The organism is Candidatus Pelagibacter sp., from assembly GCF_052048095.1.
Lineage (GTDB): Bacteria > Pseudomonadota > Alphaproteobacteria > Pelagibacterales > Pelagibacteraceae > Pelagibacter.
The window spans coordinates 387725-409824 of the sequence record NZ_JBNAKG010000001.1; the positions used below are offsets into that span (position 1 = coordinate 387725).

A 22100-nucleotide genomic window follows, 5' to 3' on the forward strand; every position below is an offset into this window, starting at 1 on the left:
AAATGAAAGTTTATAAAAGTTTTAATATCCCTAAAAATATCACAGGATCAATAATATTAATTGGTAATTTTGATGGTGTGCATTTGGGACATCAAAAACTTTTTAAAGAGGCAAAAAAATACAAAAAAAAATTTAAGCTTAAAATTGGAGTTTTGACGTTTGAGCCAATGCCAAAAATGTTTTTTAATAAATCTTTAAAAAATTTTAGAATATCCTCATTAAGTCAAAAAATAAATTTAATGGAAAATTTGAAGATAGATTTTTTAATAACTAAAAAATTCAACAAAAAATTTTCCTCAACAAATTCTGTAAATTTTATAAAAAATATTATTTCAAAAAAATTAAAAGCCAAGTTTATTTTTGTAAGTGATAATTTTAAATTTGGAAAAAATAGAGAGGGAGATGTTAAACAATTATTAAATTTTGAAAAAGAATTAGGTTATAAACTGATTAAACCCAAACCTTTAAAAATAAAAAATAAGATTGCATCCTCAACATCAATTAGAAAATTTATTGGAAGTGGCAAATTAGACTTAGCAAATAAATTTTTAGATAGAAAATGGTCTATAGAGGGGAAGGTTGAAAAAGGTAGACAACTTGGACGTAAAATTGGTTTTCCAACATGCAACATTGATATTAACGATTATATAATTCCAAAATTAGGTGTTTACGCTGTAAGAGTGTTTATTAAGAATAGAATCTTTAAAGGAATAGCTAATATTGGTTATAGACCAACATTTAATCAAAAAAAATTGTTATTAGAGGTGCATCTATTTAATTTTTCTGGAAATCTTTATAATAAGTATTTAAGAGTAGATTTTTTAAAATTTATTCGAAAAGAAAAAAAATTTACAAATATTGATAAACTAAAAAAACAAATAAAAATTGATTTAAGAATTGCAAAAAAAAATTATGTCTAAATCAGATATTAACCTTCCAAAAACTTCCTTTTCAATGAAGGCAAATCTTTCAACAAGAGAACCTGAAACGCTTAATTATTGGAAGGAAATAAATCTTTACGAAACAATTAGAAAATCAAGCAAAGGCAAGGAAAAGTTTGTACTGCATGATGGCCCTCCATATGCCAATGGAAATATTCATATGGGTACTGCACTTAATAAAATTCTTAAAGATATAATAGTAAAATTTCATCAAATGGATGGCAAAGACTCTATATATGTTCCTGGCTGGGATTGTCATGGACTTCCAATTGAATGGAAGATTGAGGAACAGTATAAAAAAAATAAAAAGAATAAAAATGATGTTCCGATAGTAGAATTTAGGAAGGAGTGCAGAGAGTTTGCTGAAAAATGGATTGAGGTTCATAAAGGACAATTCAAAAGACTTGGTGTTGTAGGAGATTGGGAAAATTATTACTCAACAATGAGTTATGAAGCAGAAGCTCAAATTGTTAGAGAACTTGGCAAATTTTTGAAAGAAGGAAGTCTTTATAGAGGATTTAAGCCAGTTTTATGGTCTACAGTTGAAAAAACAGCTTTAGCTGATGCAGAAGTTGAATATCAAGATCATAAATCAGATACGATCTATACAGCTTTCAATGTAAAAAGTTCAAAACTTAAAGATATTGAGGGTTCTGACATTATTATTTGGACAACAACTCCATGGACTATTCCAGCAAATAAAGCTTTAGCTTACAATCAAGCTCTCGAGTATCTCTTGATAAAAATAAATGACGAGGGTGATTTTCAAGGTAAACAAATAATTATTGCAAAAGCATTATTAGAGTCTGTTGTTAAAGAGTGCGATTTAAAAAACTATGAAATATTAAATACTTTTTTAGGAAAAGAATTAGAGGACACAATTTGTAAACATCCATTTTTCGAACTAGGTTATGATTTTGATATTCCAATGCTTGAGGCAAGATTTGTTACCACAGAGCAAGGAACAGGCATTGTTCACTGTGCGCCAAGTCATGGTCCAGATGATTTTAATTTATGTCTTAACAATGGAATTAAAGCAATTGAAACAGTAGATGGAGATGGAAAATATACCAATAATGTAAAAGGTTTTGAAGGTCTACACATATTCAAATCTAACTCAATTGTAATTGAAAAGTTAAAAGAGTTTAAAAGATTACTTATAAATGGAGAATTAGTTCATTCCTATCCTCACTCTTGGAGATCTAAAGCACCGTTAGTACATAGAGCAACACCGCAATGGTTTATATCTATGGAAAGTCATCAACTAAGAGACAAAGCTTTAAAGGCTATTGATGAAACAAACTTTTATCCAAAAAAAGGAAAAGAAAGATTAAAAGCGATGATTGAAACAAGACCAGATTGGTGCGTTTCAAGGCAAAGAGTTTGGGGTGTTCCACTACCTATTTTTGTTCATAAAGAAACAAAGAAAATTTTAGTTGATGATGAAGTAATTGAAAACATTGCAAAGATTTATGAAAAAGAAGGTTCAGATTGTTGGTTCTCTGATGACCCTCAGAGATTTTTAGGAGAAAAATATCAATCTAAAGATTATGAAAAATTAAGTGATATCGTGGAAGTATGGTTTGATAGTGGTTCAACGCATACTTTTGTTTTGGAAAAAAGAGAAGATTTAAAATGGCCTGCATCAATGTATTTAGAAGGTTCAGATCAACATAGAGGTTGGTTTCATTCTTCTCTTCTTGAATCTTGTGGAACGAGAGGAAGAGCTCCGTTCGAATCTATTTTATCTCATGGTTTTGTTGTTGATGGAAAAGGGTTGAAAATGTCAAAGTCACTAGGAAATGTAATTGCTCCAGAAGATATTTTAAAAAAATATGGAGCTGACATATTAAGAATATGGGTTGCATCATCAAATTATGCAGAAGATTTAAGAATTGATTATGCAATTTTAGATCAACATGCTGACTCTTATAGAAAAATTCGAAATACATTTAGGTATTTATTAGGAAATATAAACGATGAATTTAATTCGATAAAACCTGAAAATTTAGATCTTAAAAAACTACCCGAGCTTGAACAATATATTTTAAATAGAGTTTTTGAAGTTGATAAAATATTTCATGAAAATTTTAAAAAATATGATTTTCATAATTTATATAAAGAGCTATTAAATTTTTGCACAGTGGATTTGTCTGCTTTTTATTTTGATATTAGAAAAGACTCTCTTTATTGCGATTTAAAAGATTCTGAAAAAAGAAAAAATTGTGTTTTAGTATTAAATATAATTTTAGATTATTTATTGAAATGGTTCGCGCCAATACTTTCATTTACTACGGAAGAAATCTTTAAACTAATCCAAAAAGATAAACAAAGTATACATTTAGAACTCTTTAATAAAGAATCCAAAGTTTTTGAAAATAAAGAAATTTATGAAAAATGGGAACAGTTAAAAAAAATCAGAGAAACATGCAACTCAAGCATCGAAGAAAAAAGAGCAAGCAAAGAAATTGGATCTAGTTTAGAGGCAGAAATCAATATTAGTTTAGATCAAGATTTGTTTGAGAAGTTTAAGAACATAGATTTTGCTGAATTATGTATTACTTCTAGTGCAACGGTCACAAAAGGAGATAAAGAAATTGAAGTTGAAACAAAGAAAGCAAGTGGCTCAAAATGCTCATTGTGTTGGAAGATTAGTTCAAAACCTTGTTCAAGGCAGAATTGTTCTTTAAATGGCTAAATTAAATATCTTTAAAAATAAAATTTTTGTCAGTTGTCTAATAATTTTTATTTTTTTTCTAATTGATAGAATTACAAAAGAACTTGTAATCAGATATGTAGAAAATAATTTTGATTACGAAATATTCACATCAAATTACCTAAATATAATATTGACTTGGAATGATGGTATAGCATTTGGGCTGTTGTCTCAGAATGATAGCTTAATTTATAATCTAATTTCTCTATTAATATTTTCTATTATTTTAGTATTAGTTTGGATGTTAAAAAGTAATTATGGAATAAGTTTTTTAGCGTTGCTTTTGATAATTGGAGGTGCGGTAGGTAATTTTTATGATCGAATTGTAAATAAATCGGTGCCTGATTTTATAGATTTTCATGTTGGAGAATTTCATTGGTTTGTATTTAATTTTGCAGATGTATTTATATCAATTGGTGTGATAATAATGATATTTATAGAAATATTTTTTAATAAAAAATCTAATGAATAAAAATATAATTTTAATACTTTTTGTTTCGCTTTTGTTTTCATCCTGCAAAGCTGTGAAAGATACTTTTGTTCCAAAAAAAAATTTAGGTAGCGATGAGTTTTTAGTTGAAAAGAAATCACCGCTAGTAATGCCACCTGATTTTAATGATTTACCATTACCCAAAGAAGAAATTATTGAAACAAATACAGTATCTCAAAAAAATAAAATACAATCATTAATTAAAGGATCAAAAAACACTCAAACCAAAACAGAAAATACCGGTGTAAATAAATCTCTTGAAAGTCTAGTTCTAGAAAAAATTAAGAAATAATGAAAAAAATTACATCTGGAATAAAATTTAAAAATTTTTTTCCTCAAAAAAAAAATTTATATTTAACCAATTATTTAACTAAATTAATTAATCAGCCTAACGAAGTAATTAATTCTTTAAAGAAAGATTATAAAGACAGTTATAGTTCTAAAGAAATTAAAAAATTTAAATCCATGGAGTTATTCAATGTGATAGGTATGGGAGGCTCATCTCTGGGTGCTCATGCAATTTATAGTTTCCTAAACAAAAACATTAGAAAAAAATTTCTATTTTACAAAAATCTACAAAGCAATTTCAAAAATAAAAAATCTAAAAAAGCCATAAATCTTATAATTTCAAAATCAGGCAACACTGATGAAACAATAGTAAACTCAAATGTGCTAATTCAAAAAAAAGACAAAAATATATTTATTACAGAAAATAGTAACAATTATTTACGAGCATTAGCTGCAAAATTAAAATCAGAAATAATTGACCACAACAATTATATTGGAGGGAGATACTCAGTTTTATCAGAGGTAGGAATGTTACCAGCGGAATTAATGGGTTTAAATCCCAAAAATTTTCGACAACTAAATAGTCTTATTAAAAATAAAGTATTTTTAGAAAATTTAATAAACAACGTTTCAGCAATTCACAAACTTTATAAAAGAAAAAAATATAATTCTATTATTTTGAATTATGATGAGAGTTCAAAAGATCTTTTTGAGTGGTATAGGCAACTAGTTGCTGAAAGTTTAGGAAAAAAAGGAAAAGGCATTTTACCAATCATATCAAATGTACCTAAAGATAATCACAGTGTTATGCAACTGTTTCTTGATGGTTTTAAAAATAATTTTTTTACTTTCTTTTTTGTCAAAAATTCTTCATCTTTAAGAATAAACAATACTTCTATTTTAACAGCCAAAAAATATTTGAAAAATAAATCTTTAGAACAAATTATCTTTGCACAAAAAAATGCTACAGAAAAAGTTTTTTATACAAAGCAAATATCTTTTAGAAGTTTTGAAATAATTCAAAAAAATGAAAAAAGTCTTGGTGAACTATTTTGTTTTTTCATTCTGGAAACTATTCTTTTAGGAAAATTATTAAAGGTTAATCCTTACGATCAACCTTCTGTAGAATTAATTAAAAAAGAAACAAAAAAAAATTTAATTTTTTAACTTTCCAAAAATAATTTTTGCAATACCATATTTTTTTTCTTCAATAATTTGAAAATTATCAGGGAATGCATCTATTTCTTTTTTGTGCCTGTGTATAATAAAAATTGTATTTGATTTTGTGATTTCTTTATTTTTAATCTTAATGATTAAATTAGTTAAATCTTTTTCCTTATAAGGAGGGTCAAGAAAAATAATATCATATTTGTAATTGAAATTTGTTTTTGAAATATTTTTGAATATATCTGTTTCTATAATTTCATAATCAAAATCGGCTTTGAGATTAGAGAGATTTTTTTTTAATATTGGTAAAACTTCTTTATAATTTTCTACGAATGTAACAGATTTAGCTTTTCTAGATATACATTCTAATCCAAAAGAACCAACGCCAGAAAATAAATCTAAAACATGTGAATTTTCAATTTCCAAATTGAACTTTGAAGAATGATGGAGAATGTTAAAAATTGATTCTTTTGTAAGATCTTTAAGGGGCCTGGTTTCTTTATCATTTGGTTGAAGTAATTTTTTACCTTTAAATTGTCCACCTATAATCCTCATTATTTGATCACTTTATGAGCTATATCTTTTCTATAGAAACCATTTTCCCAATTTAAATTATTTAAATTTTCTAAAATTTCTTTTCGTGCACTGCTAAAATTTTCAGATAAAGAAACAAAATTTAATACACGACCACCTGTAGCACATATTTTACTCTGAATTTTTTTTGTACCTGCATGAAAAATGTAACTATTGTTTCTTAGTTTTAATTTTTCTAAATTTTTTATTTCAACATTTTTTTCAAATTTTTCTGGATATCCTTTAGAACATAATACTATGCAAACACTATTTTCATCTTTCCATTCTATGTTAGAATTTTTTAAATCTTCATTCACACAAGAATTAATTATTTCAAATAAATCAGTTTTTACTCTTGGCAAGATCGTCTGACATTCTGGATCACCCATTCTTACATTATATTCAATTAAGTAAGGATTATTATTTACTATCATCAAACCCGCATACAAAAAACCTTGGTATGATGTGCCTAAATCTTTTAATCCCTTAAGCGTTGGTTTTATTATTCTATCTAAAATTTTTTTCTCAATCTCTGATGAGTATAATCTTGATGGTGAATAGGCACCCATACCACCAGTATTTTTGCCTTTGTCTCCCTCTAATACTCTCTTGTGATCTTGAGCTGTCCCAAAGTTTTTTATTGTAGTTCCATCAGTAATTATAAAGAAACTCATTTCTTCACCATTAAGAAATTCTTCTAATAATATATTTTTAGCTTCACCAAATTTTCCATCAAATATTTCTTCAACAGCAACAATTGCTTCATCTTGTGTATTACAAATGTAAACCCCTTTACCTGATGCTAAATTGTCTGCTTTGATAACAATGGGGTAGTTTACTTGACCAAGGTAGTTCAGAGTATCTTTTGAATTTGTGAAAATACCAAATTTTGCTGTTGGTATATTATATTTTTCACATAGTTTTTTTGTAAAAATTTTTGATCCCTCTAATTGTGAGGCAATTTTATTTGGGCCAAAAACTTTTATATTAAATTTTTGTAAATAGTCAGTTATGCCATCAACTAACGGTTGCTCAGGCCCTACAATAACTAAATCAATTTTATTTTCATCTATGAAATTTTTTAATTTTTCAAAATTATTCAGATCAATTTGAATGTTAGTTGCAATATTTTCTGTTCCAGCATTACCTGGGAAACAATAAATTTTATTTACTTTTTTTGAAAAAGATAAAAATTTTGTTATGGCATGTTCTCTTCCACCACTTCCTATTACTCCAATAATCATATATAGCTATATAGACTATAAATGAGTGAAAAATTAGCAAAATTAAAATATTTACCAAATAATTTTGAAATAATAGAGAATGGAACTCACGTTAAATGTGCTATTTCTGGTAAACTCATTAGACTTGAAGATCTTAATTATTGGAATGTAGAATTGCAAGAAGCTTATTATTCCTACAAAGAAGCACAACAAAAAAGAGAAGAACTTAGTAAAAGTTAGTATCTACTTCCACCTATCATGTGACCATATCCATTGGTGAGGTTTTGAAAGTATCATTTTTTCTAATATTTTATTAAGTTTTAAAGTTATTTCTTCGATACTTAGATTTTTATCAAAAGTTATTGGATCACTTACAATCATTTTAAATTTGATATCATCTATACGTTCAATAAAAATTGGGACTAATTGAGATTTAAATTTTTTTACTAATTGAGCTGGTATTGATGTTGTTAGAGCTTCTTTCTCAAAAAAACTAACTTTTACTCCTTCACTTACTCTTTGATCTATCATCAAAGCTGTTGAATAACCTTGTTTATAAAATTTAAGTAAATCTCTTAAACCCCCAGTTCCCTTTTTGATCTGATTTTTACAAATATGTCTTTGTCTAATATTCTCCATAATCTTATTTAAAAAAATATTGTTTAAAGGTCTATATATTGCTGAAAGTTTAATTCCTGATTTTTCAATTTGCATTGCCATAAGTTCAAAATTATCAAAATGACCTGACACAAAAACAACAGGAGTTTTATTTTTCTCAATTTCTTTTAAAATTTTTAATCCTTGAATTTCGATATTGTTTTGTAAATTTCCATTTCGGAAGTTTTTTATATACATATATTCTGCAAAAATTTTTCCATATGTGCTCCACATATTTTTGGTAAACTTATTAATTTGATCTTCATTAATATCTTTAATTGCTAACTTTAAATTTGAGGAAATTGTTTTTTTTGATCTAAAAGATGGCCCGATAAGTTCAAATAATTTACTGCTTAAAAATATTGAAAGTTTGTGACCTAAAATTTTAAATAATAGAAATAAAAAAACTATAAAAATAAATTGAATAAAGTATCTAATTATTTTCATTTACCAATCACTGCTTTAATTAGAATTTCTTCATTTAAAATTTCTAGCTCAGATTTTATATATTTGATATTTTGATAAATATCTTTGTCAATTCTTAAAATATCTTTTTCAGTTGTAATTATTTCACATTTATTTTTCTCCGCTATGGAAGTGATTTCTTCTAAGTCATTTTTATTGTATTCATAGTGATCAGGGTATTCGATATGATGAATTATATCGAAGTCGTTTTTCTTCATCATGTGAATAAATGATAAGTGATTACCTATTCCTGAAAAAGCTAAATATTTCTTATTTAAATCAAAATCATTAATGTTTATTGGAATATATTTTCCTAAATGAATATTTAAGTTTGGATTAATTTTTTGAAGTTGAGATTTTATCTTATCTAAATTTTCTAAATTTCCATTTATAACGATATCTTTATAGTTCCTTAAATTAGAAAAACTTTCTCTAAGAGGACCTGCTGGGAGAGTCAATCCATTTCCAATCCAATTTAAATCGTTAAAACATATTAATTTGATTTCATAGTTTATAGATCTATCTTGTAGACCGTCATCGAAAATTGCAACATCATAATTATTTTTTTGTGCTTCTTCTAAAGCTTTCGATCTATCTTTATTTAATATCAGATTACCATTATTGCTTAGTAAATTTTGCTCATCTTTTTGATTCACATAATCTTTTTTTATTAAACATGTTTTTAATTTTTTTTCATTTAAGAGTTTATTTAACTTTAGAGCTAAAGAAGTTTTTCCAGTTCCACCTATATAAATATTGCCTACGCATATAGTTTTTATATTTTTAATTTTATTTTTATTTCTTGGTAATATTGAAATTATTAATTGTATTAAAAGTGCAAATGGATTTAATAAGTATGCAATTAGATTAGGCTTTGATTTATCCCAAAATTTTGGTTTTTTTAATTTCATTTAAAATTATTTTATTTAGATCTCTAATTGTATCTCTAAATATTTTTTCTCCAAAACTTTTAATTTTTTTAGCAGCACCCATGTTTCTCACGAATGAAATATTAGAAATCAAATCCCTTGGAGATTTAATTATTGTAGATATCCTCATTTTATTAAGTAATTTATAAATATCATTAAAGTTTTGATAATTAGGTCCGTGTAATATTTTGGATCCATGCCTAACCGGTTCAAGAGGATTTTGCCCTCCTTTTGAAACAATTGATCCACCTAAAAAAACTGTAGGTGATATTTTATAGAATTTTTCCGCCTCACCATATGTATCAACTAAATATATATCAGTTTTATCATTTATTTTTTTTTTGGAACTATGAACCACAACATTAAGGCCCATTTGTTCGAGTTGACTGATAATATTATTTACTCTCTCAATATGCCGTGGAATAATTACAGATATTATTTTTTTAAATTTAACTTTTAAAATTTTGTGAACTTCACCAATAAAAGTTTCCTCACTTGGGTGTGTGCTCGCAGATGTCCACAATCGGTTTTTTTGAAACTGATTAATTAAATTTTGGTCTAATGTATTTTTTTTATTAAAAGGATTTTGAATAAATTTTAGGTTGCCGATAGTTTTTATTTTTTTAACATTTAATTTATTTAGATATTTTTTAGTTTCTAAATTTTGCGGATAGGCAACATCAATAAGCTTAAATATCTTTTTTGAAAAATTATTGAATTTTTTCCAACGTAAAAAAGACTTTTTTGTAATTCTAGCATTTAAAAGAATTAATTTAATTTTATTTTTTTTTATTGATTTAAACATACTGGGCCAAATTTCTGACTCGATAAAAATTGCAACAGTTGGTTTCCAAAAATTTAAAAACTTTTCTGAAAAAAAGAAATAGTCAATTGGAAAAAATTGATGAACTACTTTTTTAAAATTATATTTTTTTAATATTCTTGAAGAACTTAAGGTGCTTGAAGTTATTAATATTTGGTCGATATTTTTATAACTTTCATATTCCTTTATAAGTGGAATTATACTCATAATTTCACCTACACTAGAGCCATGAAACCAAATTAATTTGCCTTTAGCTCTTCTTCTAGAAAAAAAACAAAACTTTTCTCTAAATCTTAAAACATCTTCTTTTTTTTTTAGAATTCTAAAAAAAATTATTATTGGGGATAGGATAATTAAAATTGTTATTAAAATTTGGTATATAAAAAACATAGTTATTTTTGAATTTGCTTGTCATAGAAATTTTTATAATGGGTAGATTTTTTTAATAAATCTTCATGTTTTCCATGGTCAACTATTTTTCCTGAATCTATCACATAAATCATATTTGAATTTAATATTGTTGAAAGTCGATGTGCAATAACAATTGTAGTTTTTGACTCTGTTAAAATTTTTAGCGCATTTTGAATTTTTGACTCTGTTTCTGTATCCAAAGCGGAGGTTGCCTCATCCAATAAAATAATGGAACTTCTTTTAATCATTGCTCTTGCGATAGAGACTCTTTGCTTTTCACCACCTGACAGTCTAATTCCATTTTCTCCAATTATAGTATCGTATTTATTTGGAAGTTTTTCTATAAATTCATCACAGGAAGAAAGTTTTGCTACATGTAATAGCTCTTCATCAGTTGCATCTGGATTAGCGTATTTAATATTATTTTTTATCGTGTCGTCAAACAATGTAGTTTCTTGACTTACTAATGAAATTTTTTCTCTTAAAGATTTTAAACTTGATTTATAAATTGATTGATTATCAATTAATATATCTCCTGTGTGTGGATCATAAAATCTTGGAATAAGGTTTAATATTGTTGTTTTACCAGATCCGCTATGGCCAACTAATGAAGTCATTTTTCCACCAGCAAAATTTAAGTTTATAGATTTTAAAACATCACCTTCATTATTTTCGTATGCAAAACTTATGTCTTTTAATTCAACTTCTGCATTATGAATTTCTAAATTTGTTGGATTTTCAACTTCGTTAATCAAATTTTTGTTATCAATAATTGGCAATATTCTTGAAGCAGCTGATAAGCCTTGATTAACTGCCATATTTATAACTGATAATGACCTAACTGGCTGATAAGCCAACATCATGGCTGCAAGAAAAGAAAAAAAATTGTTTATATTTAATTCATTTTTAGCAATCAAATTTCCTGAGTAAAAAATTAAAAAAGCGATCATTATTCCGGTAAACACTTCCATAATTGGTGACATTCTTAGAAATACTGTTTGTATTTTTTTATTTTTCTCTTTTAAGTCATCTAAACGAATACTTGCTCTTTTTGATTCATATTCTTCTTTTTGAAATATTTTAATTAATTTATGGTTTTTAAAAATTTCAATAAGGTATGAAGTTAAGAAGCCTGATTTTTCTTGAGCTTGTGTAACAACTTTGCTTATCCTTTTTCCTAAAATTTTAGAAGCTGTACCCGCAAGAGGAATCATTATAATTGAAACAATAGCTAGTTTCCAATTTTGATAAAACATCACTATTAATAAACCTATTAAAGTTAATGAGTCTTTAAATAAAACAAGTATAGCGTTAGAGAGTAAGTTTGTTATATGTGTCACATCATATGTGAGATTAGATATAAAATTTCCAGTATGTTTTTTATCAATTAATTGTGTGTCAGCTCTAATTAATGATTCTGTCATATCTAGCTGAAGTTTTTTTTTTACTTCTTCTGCAATGCTGACCATTATGACTTTTGCTAAATATAAAGAAATTCCTTTTGTCGCGAATGCAAAAACTATCAAAAAAGGAATGATTAATATAAGAGATTTATCTTTTTCAATAAATAATTTCTCGATAGCTGGGTCAAGTAGCCAGGCTATTGAGGATGTGCTACCAGCTACTAGTATTGAAAAAAAAACTGATAATAAAATTTTATTTAAATACTCTTTTGAATAGTCTGTAAAAAGTCTCTTAAATATTTCAGATCTCTTCATAGGTAAATTTTTCCAATTAGGATATTTATTATTATAATTAATCCAAAAATATTATTACTCTTAAAAATTTTTAGACAATTTGATGAATCACTTTGATTGAAATTTGATATTTGATAAAAAAATAAATGCAAAAATGGAACTAAAGCAAAAACAAAAAAATATAATTTAAAATTCATTAAATACCCAACTATGAGCAAAGACAGTAAAGTTATACAATAACATCCAATCAAAAACTTTTTTGCATTTCCTTTGAATTTAATTGATGTTGATTTAAGACCAATAATTTCATCATCTTTAATATCTTGAAATCCATAGATAGTGTCATAGCCAAGTGTCCAAAATATGGCTCCAAAATAAAATATAATTGGAATTAAATTGATTTCATTTTGAATAGCAGTCCAGCCTAAAATTAATCCATAATTAAAAGTAATTCCTAAAAAAAGCTGAGGCCAATATGTATATCTTTTCATAAGAGGATATGAAAATGCAAGTGGCATTGAACCTAATGCCAGTATTATTGTAAAAAAATTAAAGTTAATTAAAACAAAAAAAGCAAGTCCACACAGTATAGCTGAATATACAAAACCTAACTTTACAGAAATTTCACCAGTTGCTATTGGTCTATTTTTAGTTCTTGAAACTTGTTTATCAAAGTCTCTATCAGCGATATCATTAATTATACACCCAGCTGATCTCATTAAAACTGAACCAAGAAAAAACAAAATTAAATAAAATATATAATTATTTAAACTTTGATTAAAATCATAAGCTATTGTTAAACCCCATGCACATGGCCAAAATAATAACATATAACCAATAGGTCGTTTTAAACGTGTTAGTTCAATAAAAAGATTTAATTGTTTCATGATATTTTAGTTGTAAATAGCAAAGGCTAGATTCATAATCAAACTGATTCGTATGAATATCGATTATACTGTTACTGCTCTGATGTTTCCGGCAATTCCATTATTGATGAGCGTTTATAGTAACAGATTTCATTCACTCAGTATTCTTATCAGACAACTGCATGACGAACATGTTTATGAGAAGCACATTCCTCATGAATGGAAAAAACAATTTTTAAATCTTAGCAGAAGAATTACTTTGCTGAGATGGACAATTCTTTTTGCGGCATTTGGTTTTTTATTTAATATGCTAACCGTATTTGGTCTTTATTTAGATAGATTGTTTTTAGCACGAATTATATTTGGTTCATGTTGTCTATCCATGATTATTTCTATTCTCTTTTTTATAAGAGAAATACATATCTCAACAAATGCATTAAGACTTCATATGGCAGATATGGATGTGGAAGTAGATTAAGGAATAATTACTGCTGGACCAGTTAAAATTCTACTCTCTAAATCTTTGTGAGCTTGTGAAATATCTTTAAGAGAATATTTTTTTGAGATTTTAGTTTTTACTTTTCCAGTAGTTACCATCTCAAAAACTTTATTTGCCGCTTCATCAAGTTCTTCTCTTGTAGTTGTATACTGCATGATGCTTGGTCTCGTTAAGTACAAACCTTTTGGCTGAATTGATCTTGCAACATTCACAGGATCTAAAGGACCAGATGCGTTACCAAATGAAACCATCATTCCTCTTATTTTTAAACATTCAATAGAACCATCAAAAGTTGATTTTCCAACCCCATCATAAACAACTGATAACCCTTTTCCGTTTGTGATTTCTTTAACTTTTTCAGCAAAGTTATCTTTGTTGTAATTAATGACGTGATCATAGCCATTATTTTTTGCTATGTCGATTTTTTCATCTGACCCTACAGTTCCGATTACGTTACATCCTAAACTTTTAGCCCATTGACCAAAAATTTGACCTACACCGCCTGCTGCTGCATGAAATAAAACTGTTTCTCCTGATTGAGCAGGATAAGTTTTATGTAATAAATAGAAAGTTGTAATTCCTTTTGTCATTAAAGTTGCAGCTGTTTCTAAATCAACACCATCTGGAACTTTAACTAAATTTTTTGTTGGATAATTTCTGTGACTTGAATATGCACCAAGAGGCGCCGCACAATAAGCTACCTTATCTCCAACTTTAAAATCTTTTACATCAGAACCAACTTTTGTAATTTCTCCAGCAGCTTCCAATCCAATTCCAGACGGTAGAGGAACAGGGTATAAACCTGATCGATGATAGGTATCAATATAGTTTAAGCCTATCGCATGATTTTGAATTGTTACTTCATCATTTTTAGGTTCACCTAAATTTAGATCTTTTACTTCTAAAACTTCTGGTCCACCTGGTTTTGATATTACTACTGATTTCATATTTATTTTACAAAAGTACCATTATGATAATCTTGAACAGCTTGCAAGATCTCTGCTTTAGTATTCATTACAAAAGGGCCACCTCTTGCAATTTCCTCATTGATTGGTTTTCCAGAAATAACTAGGAATTTAGCATCTGATTTTGCTTTCACTTTAAGCTCTTCGCCTTTTGAAAGTAGAATTAAAGTGCTGTCTTTAACGTTATCGTGATTTCCTTCTCCAATTTCAATTTCTCCATTTACCAAATAAATAAAAGTATTGTGAGTTAAAGGAATATTAAATTTAAATTCTTTATCTTTTTTTAATTCAACATCAAAATAAACGGGCTCAACATTATGACCTTTTACAGGGCCTTCAGCATTTTCAAATTTTCCTGCTATTACCTTTACTTGTTTTTCGTCATCTTTGTGAACACTCATTTTATCTGCATCAATATAAATGTATTCAGGTTTACTCATTTTTAATTTAGCCGGCATATTAATCCATAACTGAAAACCATGGAGCTTCCCTTCTTTCATAGCAGGCATTTCTGAATGAATTATTCCGCTTCCAGTTTTCATCCATTGAACATCACCAGCTGTCATTCTTCCTTCGCCACCAGTACTGTCTTTATGTTCGAAATCTCCTGCAAGCATATAAGTTACAGTTTCAATACCTCTATGAGGGTGTGGAGGAAAACCAGCAATATAATCTTCGCTATTTTCTGAACCAAATTCATCTAACATTAAAAATGGATCAAAGTAGTTTGGTTCAACGCCAATACTTCTTTTTAATTTTACACCAGCACCATCTGAAGCTGGAATTGGATCGATAATTTTACCTACTTCAATTGTTTTCATATTTATCTTTTATTGTGTGAACCATCACAAAATGGTTGGTTATCAGTTTGTTTACAAGCGCAAAAAAATAATTTTTTTGTTTTTTCTGCTTTATAATTCATTGGAGTAAATTCTGTACCTTTATGTGAACCATCACAAAATGGTTGCTTTGAACTTTTACCACAACTACACCAAAAATAAGATTTTCCTTCTTCAACATCAACGGCTATAGCTCCGTCACCAGCTCTTTGACCTTTATTCATGGCACGTATTTAATCATAAATATTATTTATTCAATCTTTAAATTAAATTTATTAATTCTTTTAAATTTTTAATTTGATGTTCTGGTTTAAAATCTAGATTATCGAAAATATTATTATTTCTATTCACCCAAATTGAATTGAATCCGTAATTACCACCACCTGAAACATCCCAAGTATTTGCACTTAAAAAAGCAACTTCATCATTTTGAATTTTATATTTTTTAATTGGCATATCGTAAACTCTTGAATCTGGTTTATAAATTCCAACTTCTTCAATTGAAAAAATATCATTAAATAAATTTTCTAAATTATTACTTTTTACAAGTTCATTAAGTAGAGACGGTGTTCCATTTGAAAGTATAGAAAGTTTATATTTTTTTTCTTTTAAAGATTTTAAAACTTCCGGTACTTCAGAATAAGGAGATAGAATTTTATAAAGGTCTAGCAATTCATTTCTCATTGAATTGTCTATATTAAAAACTTTCATAGACTTATCCAAACTATCTTCAGTAACTTGCCAAAAGTCCTTGTGTCTTTTCATTAAGCTTCTAAGCCATGTATATTCTAATTGGGTTGTTCTCCAATAATTTGCAAAAGCTTCCCACTTATCACCAATTTTATCTTTACATTTTTCAGCTGCAGAGTTGACATCAAACAACGTTCCATATGCATCAAAAATTATTGCTTTAATATTTTTCATAATTTAACTTAAGCTTAATGAGTAATATTAGATTATTTTTTAAAGAAAGTTTATCACTTAATTTAGTTTCAAAACTTGATAAATCACAATCTCATTACATTTCAAAAGTTATGAGAATTAAAGAAAATGAAATATTTTCATTATTTAATAGCAGTGGTGAGTGGGAGGCCAAAGTTTTAAATATTACAAAAAGTATTGTTGAGTTTGAGATTACAGATCAAATAAGACAAAAAGAAAATCAAAAAGAATTATGGTTAGCTTTTTCACCGATTAAATCTAATTACTTTAATTTTATGATGCAAAAAGCAACTGAACTTGGAATAACAAAATTTATTCCAATTATTTTTGAAAGAACTGTTGTTCGAAAACTTAATAAAGAAAGACTAGAAAAAGTCATTATTGAAGCTACCGAGCAATCAAACAGAATTAACATTCCAGCATTAGATGATGCAACTAATTTAGAAGATTTTTTAAAATCGAGTGAGATGAATTTGATTTTCACAGATCTAAATAGTGACAATAAAAAAGTAGATATAGAAAAATTATCCAACAAACCTGTGTGTATAGTTGTTGGGCCTGAGGGAGATTTTTCGGAGAATGAAAGAGACAAGATTCTTTCTTTTAAAGACGTTCAAGCAATTAAAATAAATGAGAATATTTTAAGGTCTGAGACTGCAGTAATATCAGCCATTTCGATCATAAGTTACGTCATTAATTGATAAATTGTCGCGAAAACAAATGTGTAATTTTTAGAAAGAGGCTTTATATACTTAGCTTGAAATGAAAAAAATTCTATTAACGTTAACTACATTTTTTATATCTTTTGAGGCAATGGCTAACCAACCAAAAGAATGGCAACTTGGATTCCAAGAAGCTGCTTCTGAGTCTATGAGAGATATAATTAGTTTTCATGACAATTTATTACTTCCGATCATTGTAGCCATAAGTGCATTTGTTTTATTTTTAATGCTTTATGTATGTATTAAATTTAGAGCATCAGCTAATCCAAATCCTTCAAAAAGAACTCACAATGTTGCTGTTGAAGTTTTATGGACTTTAATTCCATGTTTAATATTGATCGTAATTGCGGTTCCATCGTTTAAAATTTTATACAAACAAGATGCTATACCTAAAGCAGATTTGACAATCAAAGCAATAGGTTACCAATGGTATTGGGGATATGAATATCCAGATGAAAATATAATTTTCGACTCTTATATGGTTGAAGATAAAGATTTAAAAGCTGACCAACCAAGGTTATTAGCAGTAGATAATGAAGTAGTTGTTCCAGTAAACAAAGTAGTGAAAGTTTTAATCACAGCAAATGATGTTTTACACGCTTGGGCGCTTCCATCTTTTGGTGTCAAAAGAGATGCTGTACCAGGTAGAATAAACGAAACATGGTTCAAAGCTGAGAAAGTAGGAACATACTATGGTCAGTGTTCAGAATTATGTGGGATCAAACATGCATTCATGCCAATTACTGTAAAAGTTGTTAGCGAAGAAGAGTATCAAGAATGGCTAATGGATGCTCGAGTAAAATTTGCAAAAGAACCAATAGAAAATGAAATAAATAAAAAAATAGCGGGTAAATAATAATGTATACACAAACAGCATCACACGACGATCACCATACTCCAACTGGTTGGAAGAGATGGGCTTATTCAACAAACCATAAAGACATTGGAACAATGTATTTAATCTTTGCAATCATTGCAGGGGTTATTGGTACAGCTTTCTCAGTTCTAATGCGTATGGAATTGATGCATCCAGGCGATGGTATCTTAGGTGGAAATTATCACCTGTATAATGTTTTGGTTACTGGTCATGGATTAATCATGATTTTCTTCATGGTGATGCCAGCAATGATTGGTGGATTTGGAAACTGGTTTGTTCCAATCATGATTGGCGCTCCTGATATGGCGTTCCCAAGAATGAATAATATTTCATTCTGGTTATTACCTGTTTCATTTATTTTATTAATACTTTCTATTTTTGCTGATGGCCCTCCTGGTGCACAAGGTGTTGGAGGTGGTTGGACTATTTATCCGCCATTATCATCTAAAACTGGTCAACCGGGTCCAGCAATGGATTTAGCTATTTTAAGTTTACACATTGCAGGTGCCTCATCAATTTTAGGTGCAGTTAATTTCATCACAACTATTCTTAACATGAGAACACCAGGCATGACTTTGCATAAAATGCCATTATTTGCATGGTCTGTATTAGTAACAGCATTCTTACTTTTATTATCACTACCAGTTTTAGCAGGTGCAATTACAATGTTATTAACTGATAGAAATTTTGGAACCGCTTTCTTTGAAGCACAAACAGGTGGAGACCCTGTCTTATTCCAACATTTATTCTGGTTCTTTGGCCACCCAGAAGTATACATTTTAATTTTACCAGGCTTTGGAATGATTAGTCATATCGTTTCGACGTTTTCTAGAAAACCTGTATTTGGTTACTTAGGCATGGCTTATGCGATGGTAGCTATTGGGGTTGTAGGTTTTGTTGTTTGGGCTCACCACATGTACACTGTTGGTTTAAGTACAGACACAAAAGCATACTTCTTAGCTGCAACAATGATTATTGCAGTACCAACAGGAATTAAAATATTTTCATGGATTGCAACAATGTGGGGTGGATCTATTTCATTTCAAACACCAATGATGTGGGCGTTAGGATTTATTTTTATGTTTACAGTTGGTGGAGTTACAGGTGTAGTGCTTGCAAATGCTGGTGTAGATACTGCAATGCATGACACTTATTATGTTGTTGCTCACTTCCATTATGTACTTTCTTTAGGAGCTGTATTCGCAATTTTCGCAGGCTTCTATTACTGGTTTGGAAAAATGTCTGGATACGATTATTCAGAGACTTTAGGAAAAATTCATTTCTGGTTAACATTTATTGGCGTGAATTTAATTTTCTTCCCACAACATTTCTTAGGATTAGCAGGAATGCCTAGAAGATATGCTGACTATCCAGATGCATTTGCAGGATGGAATTATATATCATCAATAGGTTCTTATGTTGCCGTTGCAGGATTAGCAGTTTTCTTTGTTAACTTGATATATGCATTTGTTAAAAAGAAAAAAGCTGCTCAGAATCCTTGGGGAGAGGGTGCAACTACTTTAGAATGGACTGTTCCTTCGCCACCAAACTTTCATACTTTTGAAGAGTTACCAAAGTTTGAGGAAGATGCGAGCACTCAAAAATCTCATAGCTAGATTTTTGTAAATGAATTTGGATGTCTAACTTAGGAACAAAGAAGAGAAACTTATCACAAGAAGATTTATTTAACTTTTCAGAGTTATTTAAATTAATGAAACCAAGAGTTATGTCTCTTGTAATCTTTACTTGTGCCGTTGGATTGCTTACAGCCCCGATTGGAGTTTCTACTAAAGATGCAATAATTGGTATACTTTTAGTTTCTATAGGAGCAGGTGCAGCAGGTGCGCTTAATATGTGGTATGAGTCTGACCTTGATGCACTTATGACAAGAACTTGCCTTAGACCTATTCCAACTGGCAAAGTAAACAGAAATCAAGCTTTGATTTTTGGAATTACACTTTCTTTTATTTCTGTGATTGCCTTGGACTTTTTTTCTAACAGGTTATCAGCTAGTTTACTTCTATTTACGATATTATTTTATGTTTTTGTGTATACAATTTGGTTAAAGAGAAAAACTCCTCAAAACATTGTTATAGGTGGTGCCGCTGGGGCTCTTCCACCAGTAATAGGTTGGACAATAGCTACAAATTCATTGTCCTTAGAACCAATAACATTTTTCCTGATAATCTTTTTTTGGACACCATCGCATTTTTGGGCATTAAGTTTGTATAAATCTGATGACTATAAAAAAGCTAAGATTCCAATGTTGCCTTTAACGAATGGAATTGAGAGCACAAAATTGAACATATTTGTTTACTCTTTGCTTATGGTGCCTGTAATAATCTTTCCATATGCTATTAACTTTGTAGGATTAACTTTTTTAATACCATCATTAATTTTGACATTTTATTATAACTTCCTATGTTACGAATTATTAAAATCTAAAAAAAATAAATTTGATGCTAAAAAAGCAAAATCAATTTTTGGATATTCAATTTTATATTTATTTTTAGTTTTTGTATTATTTTTAATAGATAAGATTGTATGATAGAGCCAGATAAAAAAACTAAACGAAAAAATGTGATTACTGCCTTAGTGATAATTGCATTTATGATTTTTCTGTTCTTTTTTACACTTTACAACACTGGAGTTTTTGACAGACAAATATGATGACTAGTAAAAAAAATTTAACACCAATTCTTTTAGGAGGAATATTTATTTTGATGCTAGGTTTATCTTATGCTGCAGTCCCCCTATATGATTTATTTTGTAGAGTGACTGGTTTTGGAGGAACAACACAGGTTGCAAAAGAAGCACCAAAAATAGTGTTAGATAAAGTAGTTAGTGTTCGTTTTGATACAAATGTGAATAACCTGCCTTGGGATTTTAAAGCAAAATCAAACGTTCTTAATGTAAAGGTTGGTCAAGTAAATAAAATAGAGTTTGAAGTTGAAAATTATGGTAATGAAACAACATATGGTGTTGCAAGTTTCAATGTTTCACCTTCTAGCTTTGGAAAATATTATAGTAAACTTGGATGCTTTTGCTTTGAAAAACAAGCATTAAAACCTGGGGAAAAAGCAACATATGTAATGACATTTTATTTGGATCCTGAGCTAGTGAACGATCCATCCACAAGCCAGCTTGAGGATGTAACTATGTCATATACTTTTTTCTCGACAGATTATTATAAAAAGTCATAAATACAAAAAATGTCTGCAGAAAAAAAACACGATTATCACTTAGTTGACCCAAGTCCTTGGCCAATTTATGTATCATTCTCATGTTTGGTTTTAGCTTTAGGTACAGTTTATTATTTACATAATGAAGTATCATGGGGAATGTACTTAGGTTTTGCGCTATTAATTTATGGTGCTTACATGTGGTTTAGAGATGTTGTTAACGAAGCAGAACATCAGGGTCATCACACTCCAGTAGTTCAAATTCATCACAGATATGGAATGACGTTATTCATTGCATCTGAAGTAATGTTTTTTGTTGCTTGGTTTTGGGCTTATTTTGATATTAGTTTGTTTCCAAACGAGTTTGTTGGAAATGTTTGGCCACCTAAAGATATAGAAACTTTTGATCCGTGGGATATTCCATTAATTAATACACTGATACTTCTTCTATCAGGAACTACTGTAACTTGGTCACATCATGCCTTGTTAGAGGGGGATAGAAAAGGATTTATTCAAGGATTATGGCTTACAGTAATTTTAGGATTCTGTTTTACCTTATTACAAGCTTACGAATATCATCATGCAACATTTGCTTTTTCTGATCATATCTATGGATCAGTATTTTATATGGCAACAGGCTTTCATGGATTTCATGTGATTGTTGGAACAATATTTTTAGCAGTTTGTCTATGGAGAGGAAAACTTGGTCATTTCAATAAAGATCACCATTTTGGTTTTGAAGCAGCAGCATGGTACTGGCACTTTGTTGATGTAGTGTGGTTGTTTTTATTTGCCGCAATTTATATTTGGGGCAGTTAATAGTTTAAC

Annotated in this window: 24 protein-coding genes; 13 read left to right on the forward strand and 11 right to left on the reverse strand. The window is 28.5% G+C overall.

Annotation, left to right across the window (positions count from 1 at the left end):
* The first annotated feature begins 2 nt into the window (after positions 1–2).
* Genes ACTT9P_RS02035 through ACTT9P_RS02055 form a run of 5 tightly spaced genes read left to right on the forward strand, consistent with a single transcriptional unit; the run spans position 3 to position 5602 of the window.
* Positions 3–920 carry a bifunctional riboflavin kinase/FAD synthetase gene (locus ACTT9P_RS02035; protein WP_440909029.1) on the forward strand — a complete coding sequence of 306 codons (918 nt, stop codon included), beginning with the start codon at positions 3–5 and terminating at the stop codon, positions 918–920.
* Positions 913–3639: an isoleucine--tRNA ligase gene (gene ileS / locus ACTT9P_RS02040; RefSeq protein ID WP_440909030.1), complete on the forward strand. Its 2727-nt coding sequence runs from the start codon at positions 913–915 to the stop codon at positions 3637–3639. Before ACTT9P_RS02035 ends, ileS begins: the two co-directional genes overlap by 8 nt.
* Positions 3632–4129, forward strand: a complete 498-nt coding sequence (gene lspA, locus ACTT9P_RS02045) for a signal peptidase II (protein ID WP_440909031.1) — start codon at positions 3632–3634, stop codon at positions 4127–4129. Before ileS ends, lspA begins: the two co-directional genes overlap by 8 nt.
* Positions 4122–4439: a DUF3035 domain-containing protein gene (locus tag ACTT9P_RS02050; protein WP_440909032.1), complete on the forward strand. Its 318-nt coding sequence runs from the start codon at positions 4122–4124 to the stop codon at positions 4437–4439. The genes lspA and ACTT9P_RS02050 overlap by 8 nt, the downstream gene beginning before the upstream one ends.
* Complete coding sequence (locus tag ACTT9P_RS02055; protein WP_440909033.1) at positions 4439–5602, forward strand: glucose-6-phosphate isomerase; 1164 nt, start codon at positions 4439–4441, stop codon at positions 5600–5602. Before ACTT9P_RS02050 ends, ACTT9P_RS02055 begins: the two co-directional genes overlap by 1 nt.
* On the opposite strand, the gene rsmD is transcribed toward ACTT9P_RS02055, so the two are convergent.
* Positions 5591–6157, reverse strand: coding sequence for a 16S rRNA (guanine(966)-N(2))-methyltransferase RsmD (gene rsmD / locus ACTT9P_RS02060; protein ID WP_440909034.1), 567 nt, complete (start codon positions 6155–6157; stop codon positions 5591–5593). The two genes, ACTT9P_RS02055 and rsmD, sit on opposite strands and share 12 nt — an antisense overlap.
* Positions 6157–7419: a phosphoribosylamine--glycine ligase gene (gene purD / locus ACTT9P_RS02065; RefSeq protein WP_440909035.1), complete on the reverse strand. Its 1263-nt coding sequence runs from the start codon at positions 7417–7419 to the stop codon at positions 6157–6159. The genes rsmD and purD overlap by 1 nt, the downstream gene beginning before the upstream one ends.
* A gap of 21 nt (positions 7420–7440) precedes the next feature.
* On the opposite strand from purD, the gene ACTT9P_RS02070 reads away from it, so the two are divergent.
* The gene (locus ACTT9P_RS02070) at positions 7441–7638 is read left to right on the forward strand and encodes a DUF2093 domain-containing protein (RefSeq protein WP_440909036.1); all 198 of its coding nucleotides are present in this window, start codon (positions 7441–7443) and stop codon (positions 7636–7638) included.
* Between the two features lie 3 nt (positions 7639–7641).
* Here ACTT9P_RS02070 and ACTT9P_RS02075 read toward each other — a convergent pair whose 3' ends face one another.
* From ACTT9P_RS02075 to ubiA, 5 genes are read right to left on the reverse strand one after another with little or no spacing between them, the layout of a single operon-like run.
* Positions 7642–8502, reverse strand: a complete 861-nt coding sequence (locus tag ACTT9P_RS02075) for a lysophospholipid acyltransferase family protein (protein WP_440909037.1) — start codon at positions 8500–8502, stop codon at positions 7642–7644.
* Positions 8499–9431 (reverse strand): tetraacyldisaccharide 4'-kinase, encoded by a 933-nt coding sequence (gene lpxK / locus ACTT9P_RS02080; protein WP_440909038.1) that lies wholly within the window; start codon positions 9429–9431, stop codon positions 8499–8501. The genes ACTT9P_RS02075 and lpxK overlap by 4 nt, the downstream gene beginning before the upstream one ends.
* Positions 9400–10662 carry a 3-deoxy-D-manno-octulosonic acid transferase gene (locus ACTT9P_RS02085; protein WP_440909039.1) on the reverse strand — a complete coding sequence of 421 codons (1263 nt, stop codon included), beginning with the start codon at positions 10660–10662 and terminating at the stop codon, positions 9400–9402. The genes lpxK and ACTT9P_RS02085 overlap by 32 nt, the downstream gene beginning before the upstream one ends.
* Positions 10663–10664: 2 nt before the next feature.
* A complete protein-coding gene (locus ACTT9P_RS02090; protein WP_440909040.1) occupies positions 10665–12401 on the reverse strand; it encodes an ABC transporter ATP-binding protein in 1737 nt (578 codons plus the stop codon).
* The gene (gene ubiA / locus ACTT9P_RS02095; RefSeq protein ID WP_440909041.1) at positions 12398–13267 is read right to left on the reverse strand and encodes a 4-hydroxybenzoate octaprenyltransferase; all 870 of its coding nucleotides are present in this window, start codon (positions 13265–13267) and stop codon (positions 12398–12400) included. Before ubiA ends, ACTT9P_RS02090 begins: the two co-directional genes overlap by 4 nt.
* A gap of 52 nt (positions 13268–13319) precedes the next feature.
* On the opposite strand from ubiA, the gene ACTT9P_RS02100 reads away from it, so the two are divergent.
* Entirely contained in the window at positions 13320–13724 is a 405-nt protein-coding gene (locus tag ACTT9P_RS02100; protein WP_440909042.1) for a DUF2721 domain-containing protein, read from the forward strand.
* Here ACTT9P_RS02100 and ACTT9P_RS02105 read toward each other — a convergent pair.
* From ACTT9P_RS02105 to ACTT9P_RS02120, 4 genes are read right to left on the reverse strand one after another with little or no spacing between them, the layout of a single operon-like run.
* Positions 13721–14692, reverse strand: a complete 972-nt coding sequence (locus ACTT9P_RS02105; protein ID WP_440909043.1) for a quinone oxidoreductase family protein — start codon at positions 14690–14692, stop codon at positions 13721–13723. The two genes, ACTT9P_RS02100 and ACTT9P_RS02105, sit on opposite strands and share 4 nt — an antisense overlap.
* A gap of 2 nt (positions 14693–14694) precedes the next feature.
* Complete coding sequence (locus tag ACTT9P_RS02110) at positions 14695–15531, reverse strand: pirin family protein (protein WP_440909044.1); 837 nt, start codon at positions 15529–15531, stop codon at positions 14695–14697.
* Positions 15532–15533: 2 nt separating this feature from the next.
* Complete coding sequence (locus ACTT9P_RS02115; protein WP_440909045.1) at positions 15534–15773, reverse strand: CDGSH iron-sulfur domain-containing protein; 240 nt, start codon at positions 15771–15773, stop codon at positions 15534–15536.
* A 37-nt stretch (positions 15774–15810) separates the two neighbouring features.
* On the reverse strand, positions 15811–16473 hold the full coding sequence (locus ACTT9P_RS02120) for a haloacid dehalogenase type II (protein WP_440909046.1): 663 nt from the start codon (positions 16471–16473) through the stop codon (positions 15811–15813).
* Positions 16474–16490: 17 nt separating this feature from the next.
* On the opposite strand from ACTT9P_RS02120, the gene ACTT9P_RS02125 reads away from it, so the two are divergent.
* The 6 genes from ACTT9P_RS02125 to ACTT9P_RS02150 all read left to right on the forward strand — a co-directional run bounded on the left by ACTT9P_RS02125 (position 16491) and on the right by ACTT9P_RS02150 (position 22091).
* Positions 16491–17192, forward strand: a complete 702-nt coding sequence (locus ACTT9P_RS02125; RefSeq protein ID WP_440909047.1) for an RsmE family RNA methyltransferase — start codon at positions 16491–16493, stop codon at positions 17190–17192.
* 61 nt (positions 17193–17253) lie between these two features.
* Positions 17254–18069: a cytochrome c oxidase subunit II gene (coxB, locus tag ACTT9P_RS02130; protein ID WP_440909048.1), complete on the forward strand. Its 816-nt coding sequence runs from the start codon at positions 17254–17256 to the stop codon at positions 18067–18069.
* A 2-nt stretch (positions 18070–18071) separates the two neighbouring features.
* On the forward strand, positions 18072–19706 hold the full coding sequence (gene ctaD, locus ACTT9P_RS02135) for a cytochrome c oxidase subunit I (protein ID WP_440909049.1): 1635 nt from the start codon (positions 18072–18074) through the stop codon (positions 19704–19706).
* 20 nt (positions 19707–19726) lie between these two features.
* Positions 19727–20638, forward strand: coding sequence for a heme o synthase (gene cyoE / locus ACTT9P_RS02140; protein WP_440909050.1), 912 nt, complete (start codon positions 19727–19729; stop codon positions 20636–20638).
* A 121-nt stretch (positions 20639–20759) separates the two neighbouring features.
* On the forward strand, positions 20760–21293 hold the full coding sequence (locus ACTT9P_RS02145) for a cytochrome c oxidase assembly protein (RefSeq protein ID WP_440909051.1): 534 nt from the start codon (positions 20760–20762) through the stop codon (positions 21291–21293).
* A gap of 9 nt (positions 21294–21302) precedes the next feature.
* Positions 21303–22091 carry a cytochrome c oxidase subunit 3 gene (locus ACTT9P_RS02150; RefSeq protein ID WP_440909052.1) on the forward strand — a complete coding sequence of 263 codons (789 nt, stop codon included), beginning with the start codon at positions 21303–21305 and terminating at the stop codon, positions 22089–22091.
* Positions 22092–22100 lie beyond the last annotated feature (9 nt).

Bases quoted from the DNA above. Each gene is read 5' to 3' on its own strand.
- ACTT9P_RS02035 (WP_440909029.1), top strand. From the start codon at position 3: ATGAAAGTTTATAAAAGTTTTAATATCCCTAAAAATATCACAGGATCA.
- ileS (WP_440909030.1), top strand. From the start codon at position 913: ATGTCTAAATCAGATATTAACCTTCCAAAAACTTCCTTTTCAATGAAG.
- lspA (WP_440909031.1), top strand. From the start codon at position 3,632: ATGGCTAAATTAAATATCTTTAAAAATAAAATTTTTGTCAGTTGTCTA.
- ACTT9P_RS02050 (WP_440909032.1), top strand. From the start codon at position 4,122: ATGAATAAAAATATAATTTTAATACTTTTTGTTTCGCTTTTGTTTTCA.
- ACTT9P_RS02055 (WP_440909033.1), top strand. From the start codon at position 4,439: ATGAAAAAAATTACATCTGGAATAAAATTTAAAAATTTTTTTCCTCAA.
- rsmD (WP_440909034.1), bottom strand. From the start codon at position 6,157: ATGAGGATTATAGGTGGACAATTTAAAGGTAAAAAATTACTTCAACCA.
- purD (WP_440909035.1), bottom strand. From the start codon at position 7,419: ATGATTATTGGAGTAATAGGAAGTGGTGGAAGAGAACATGCCATAACA.
- ACTT9P_RS02070 (WP_440909036.1), top strand. From the start codon at position 7,441: ATGAGTGAAAAATTAGCAAAATTAAAATATTTACCAAATAATTTTGAA.
- ACTT9P_RS02075 (WP_440909037.1), bottom strand. From the start codon at position 8,502: ATGAAAATAATTAGATACTTTATTCAATTTATTTTTATAGTTTTTTTA.
- lpxK (WP_440909038.1), bottom strand. From the start codon at position 9,431: ATGAAATTAAAAAAACCAAAATTTTGGGATAAATCAAAGCCTAATCTA.
- ACTT9P_RS02085 (WP_440909039.1), bottom strand. From the start codon at position 10,662: ATGTTTTTTATATACCAAATTTTAATAACAATTTTAATTATCCTATCC.
- ACTT9P_RS02090 (WP_440909040.1), bottom strand. From the start codon at position 12,401: ATGAAGAGATCTGAAATATTTAAGAGACTTTTTACAGACTATTCAAAA.
- ubiA (WP_440909041.1), bottom strand. From the start codon at position 13,267: ATGAAACAATTAAATCTTTTTATTGAACTAACACGTTTAAAACGACCT.
- ACTT9P_RS02100 (WP_440909042.1), top strand. From the start codon at position 13,320: ATGAATATCGATTATACTGTTACTGCTCTGATGTTTCCGGCAATTCCA.
- ACTT9P_RS02105 (WP_440909043.1), bottom strand. From the start codon at position 14,692: ATGAAATCAGTAGTAATATCAAAACCAGGTGGACCAGAAGTTTTAGAA.
- ACTT9P_RS02110 (WP_440909044.1), bottom strand. From the start codon at position 15,531: ATGAAAACAATTGAAGTAGGTAAAATTATCGATCCAATTCCAGCTTCA.
- ACTT9P_RS02115 (WP_440909045.1), bottom strand. From the start codon at position 15,773: ATGAATAAAGGTCAAAGAGCTGGTGACGGAGCTATAGCCGTTGATGTT.
- ACTT9P_RS02120 (WP_440909046.1), bottom strand. From the start codon at position 16,473: ATGAAAAATATTAAAGCAATAATTTTTGATGCATATGGAACGTTGTTT.
- ACTT9P_RS02125 (WP_440909047.1), top strand. From the start codon at position 16,491: ATGAGTAATATTAGATTATTTTTTAAAGAAAGTTTATCACTTAATTTA.
- coxB (WP_440909048.1), top strand. From the start codon at position 17,254: ATGAAAAAAATTCTATTAACGTTAACTACATTTTTTATATCTTTTGAG.
- ctaD (WP_440909049.1), top strand. From the start codon at position 18,072: ATGTATACACAAACAGCATCACACGACGATCACCATACTCCAACTGGT.
- cyoE (WP_440909050.1), top strand. From the start codon at position 19,727: ATGTCTAACTTAGGAACAAAGAAGAGAAACTTATCACAAGAAGATTTA.
- ACTT9P_RS02145 (WP_440909051.1), top strand. From the start codon at position 20,760: ATGACTAGTAAAAAAAATTTAACACCAATTCTTTTAGGAGGAATATTT.
- ACTT9P_RS02150 (WP_440909052.1), top strand. From the start codon at position 21,303: ATGTCTGCAGAAAAAAAACACGATTATCACTTAGTTGACCCAAGTCCT.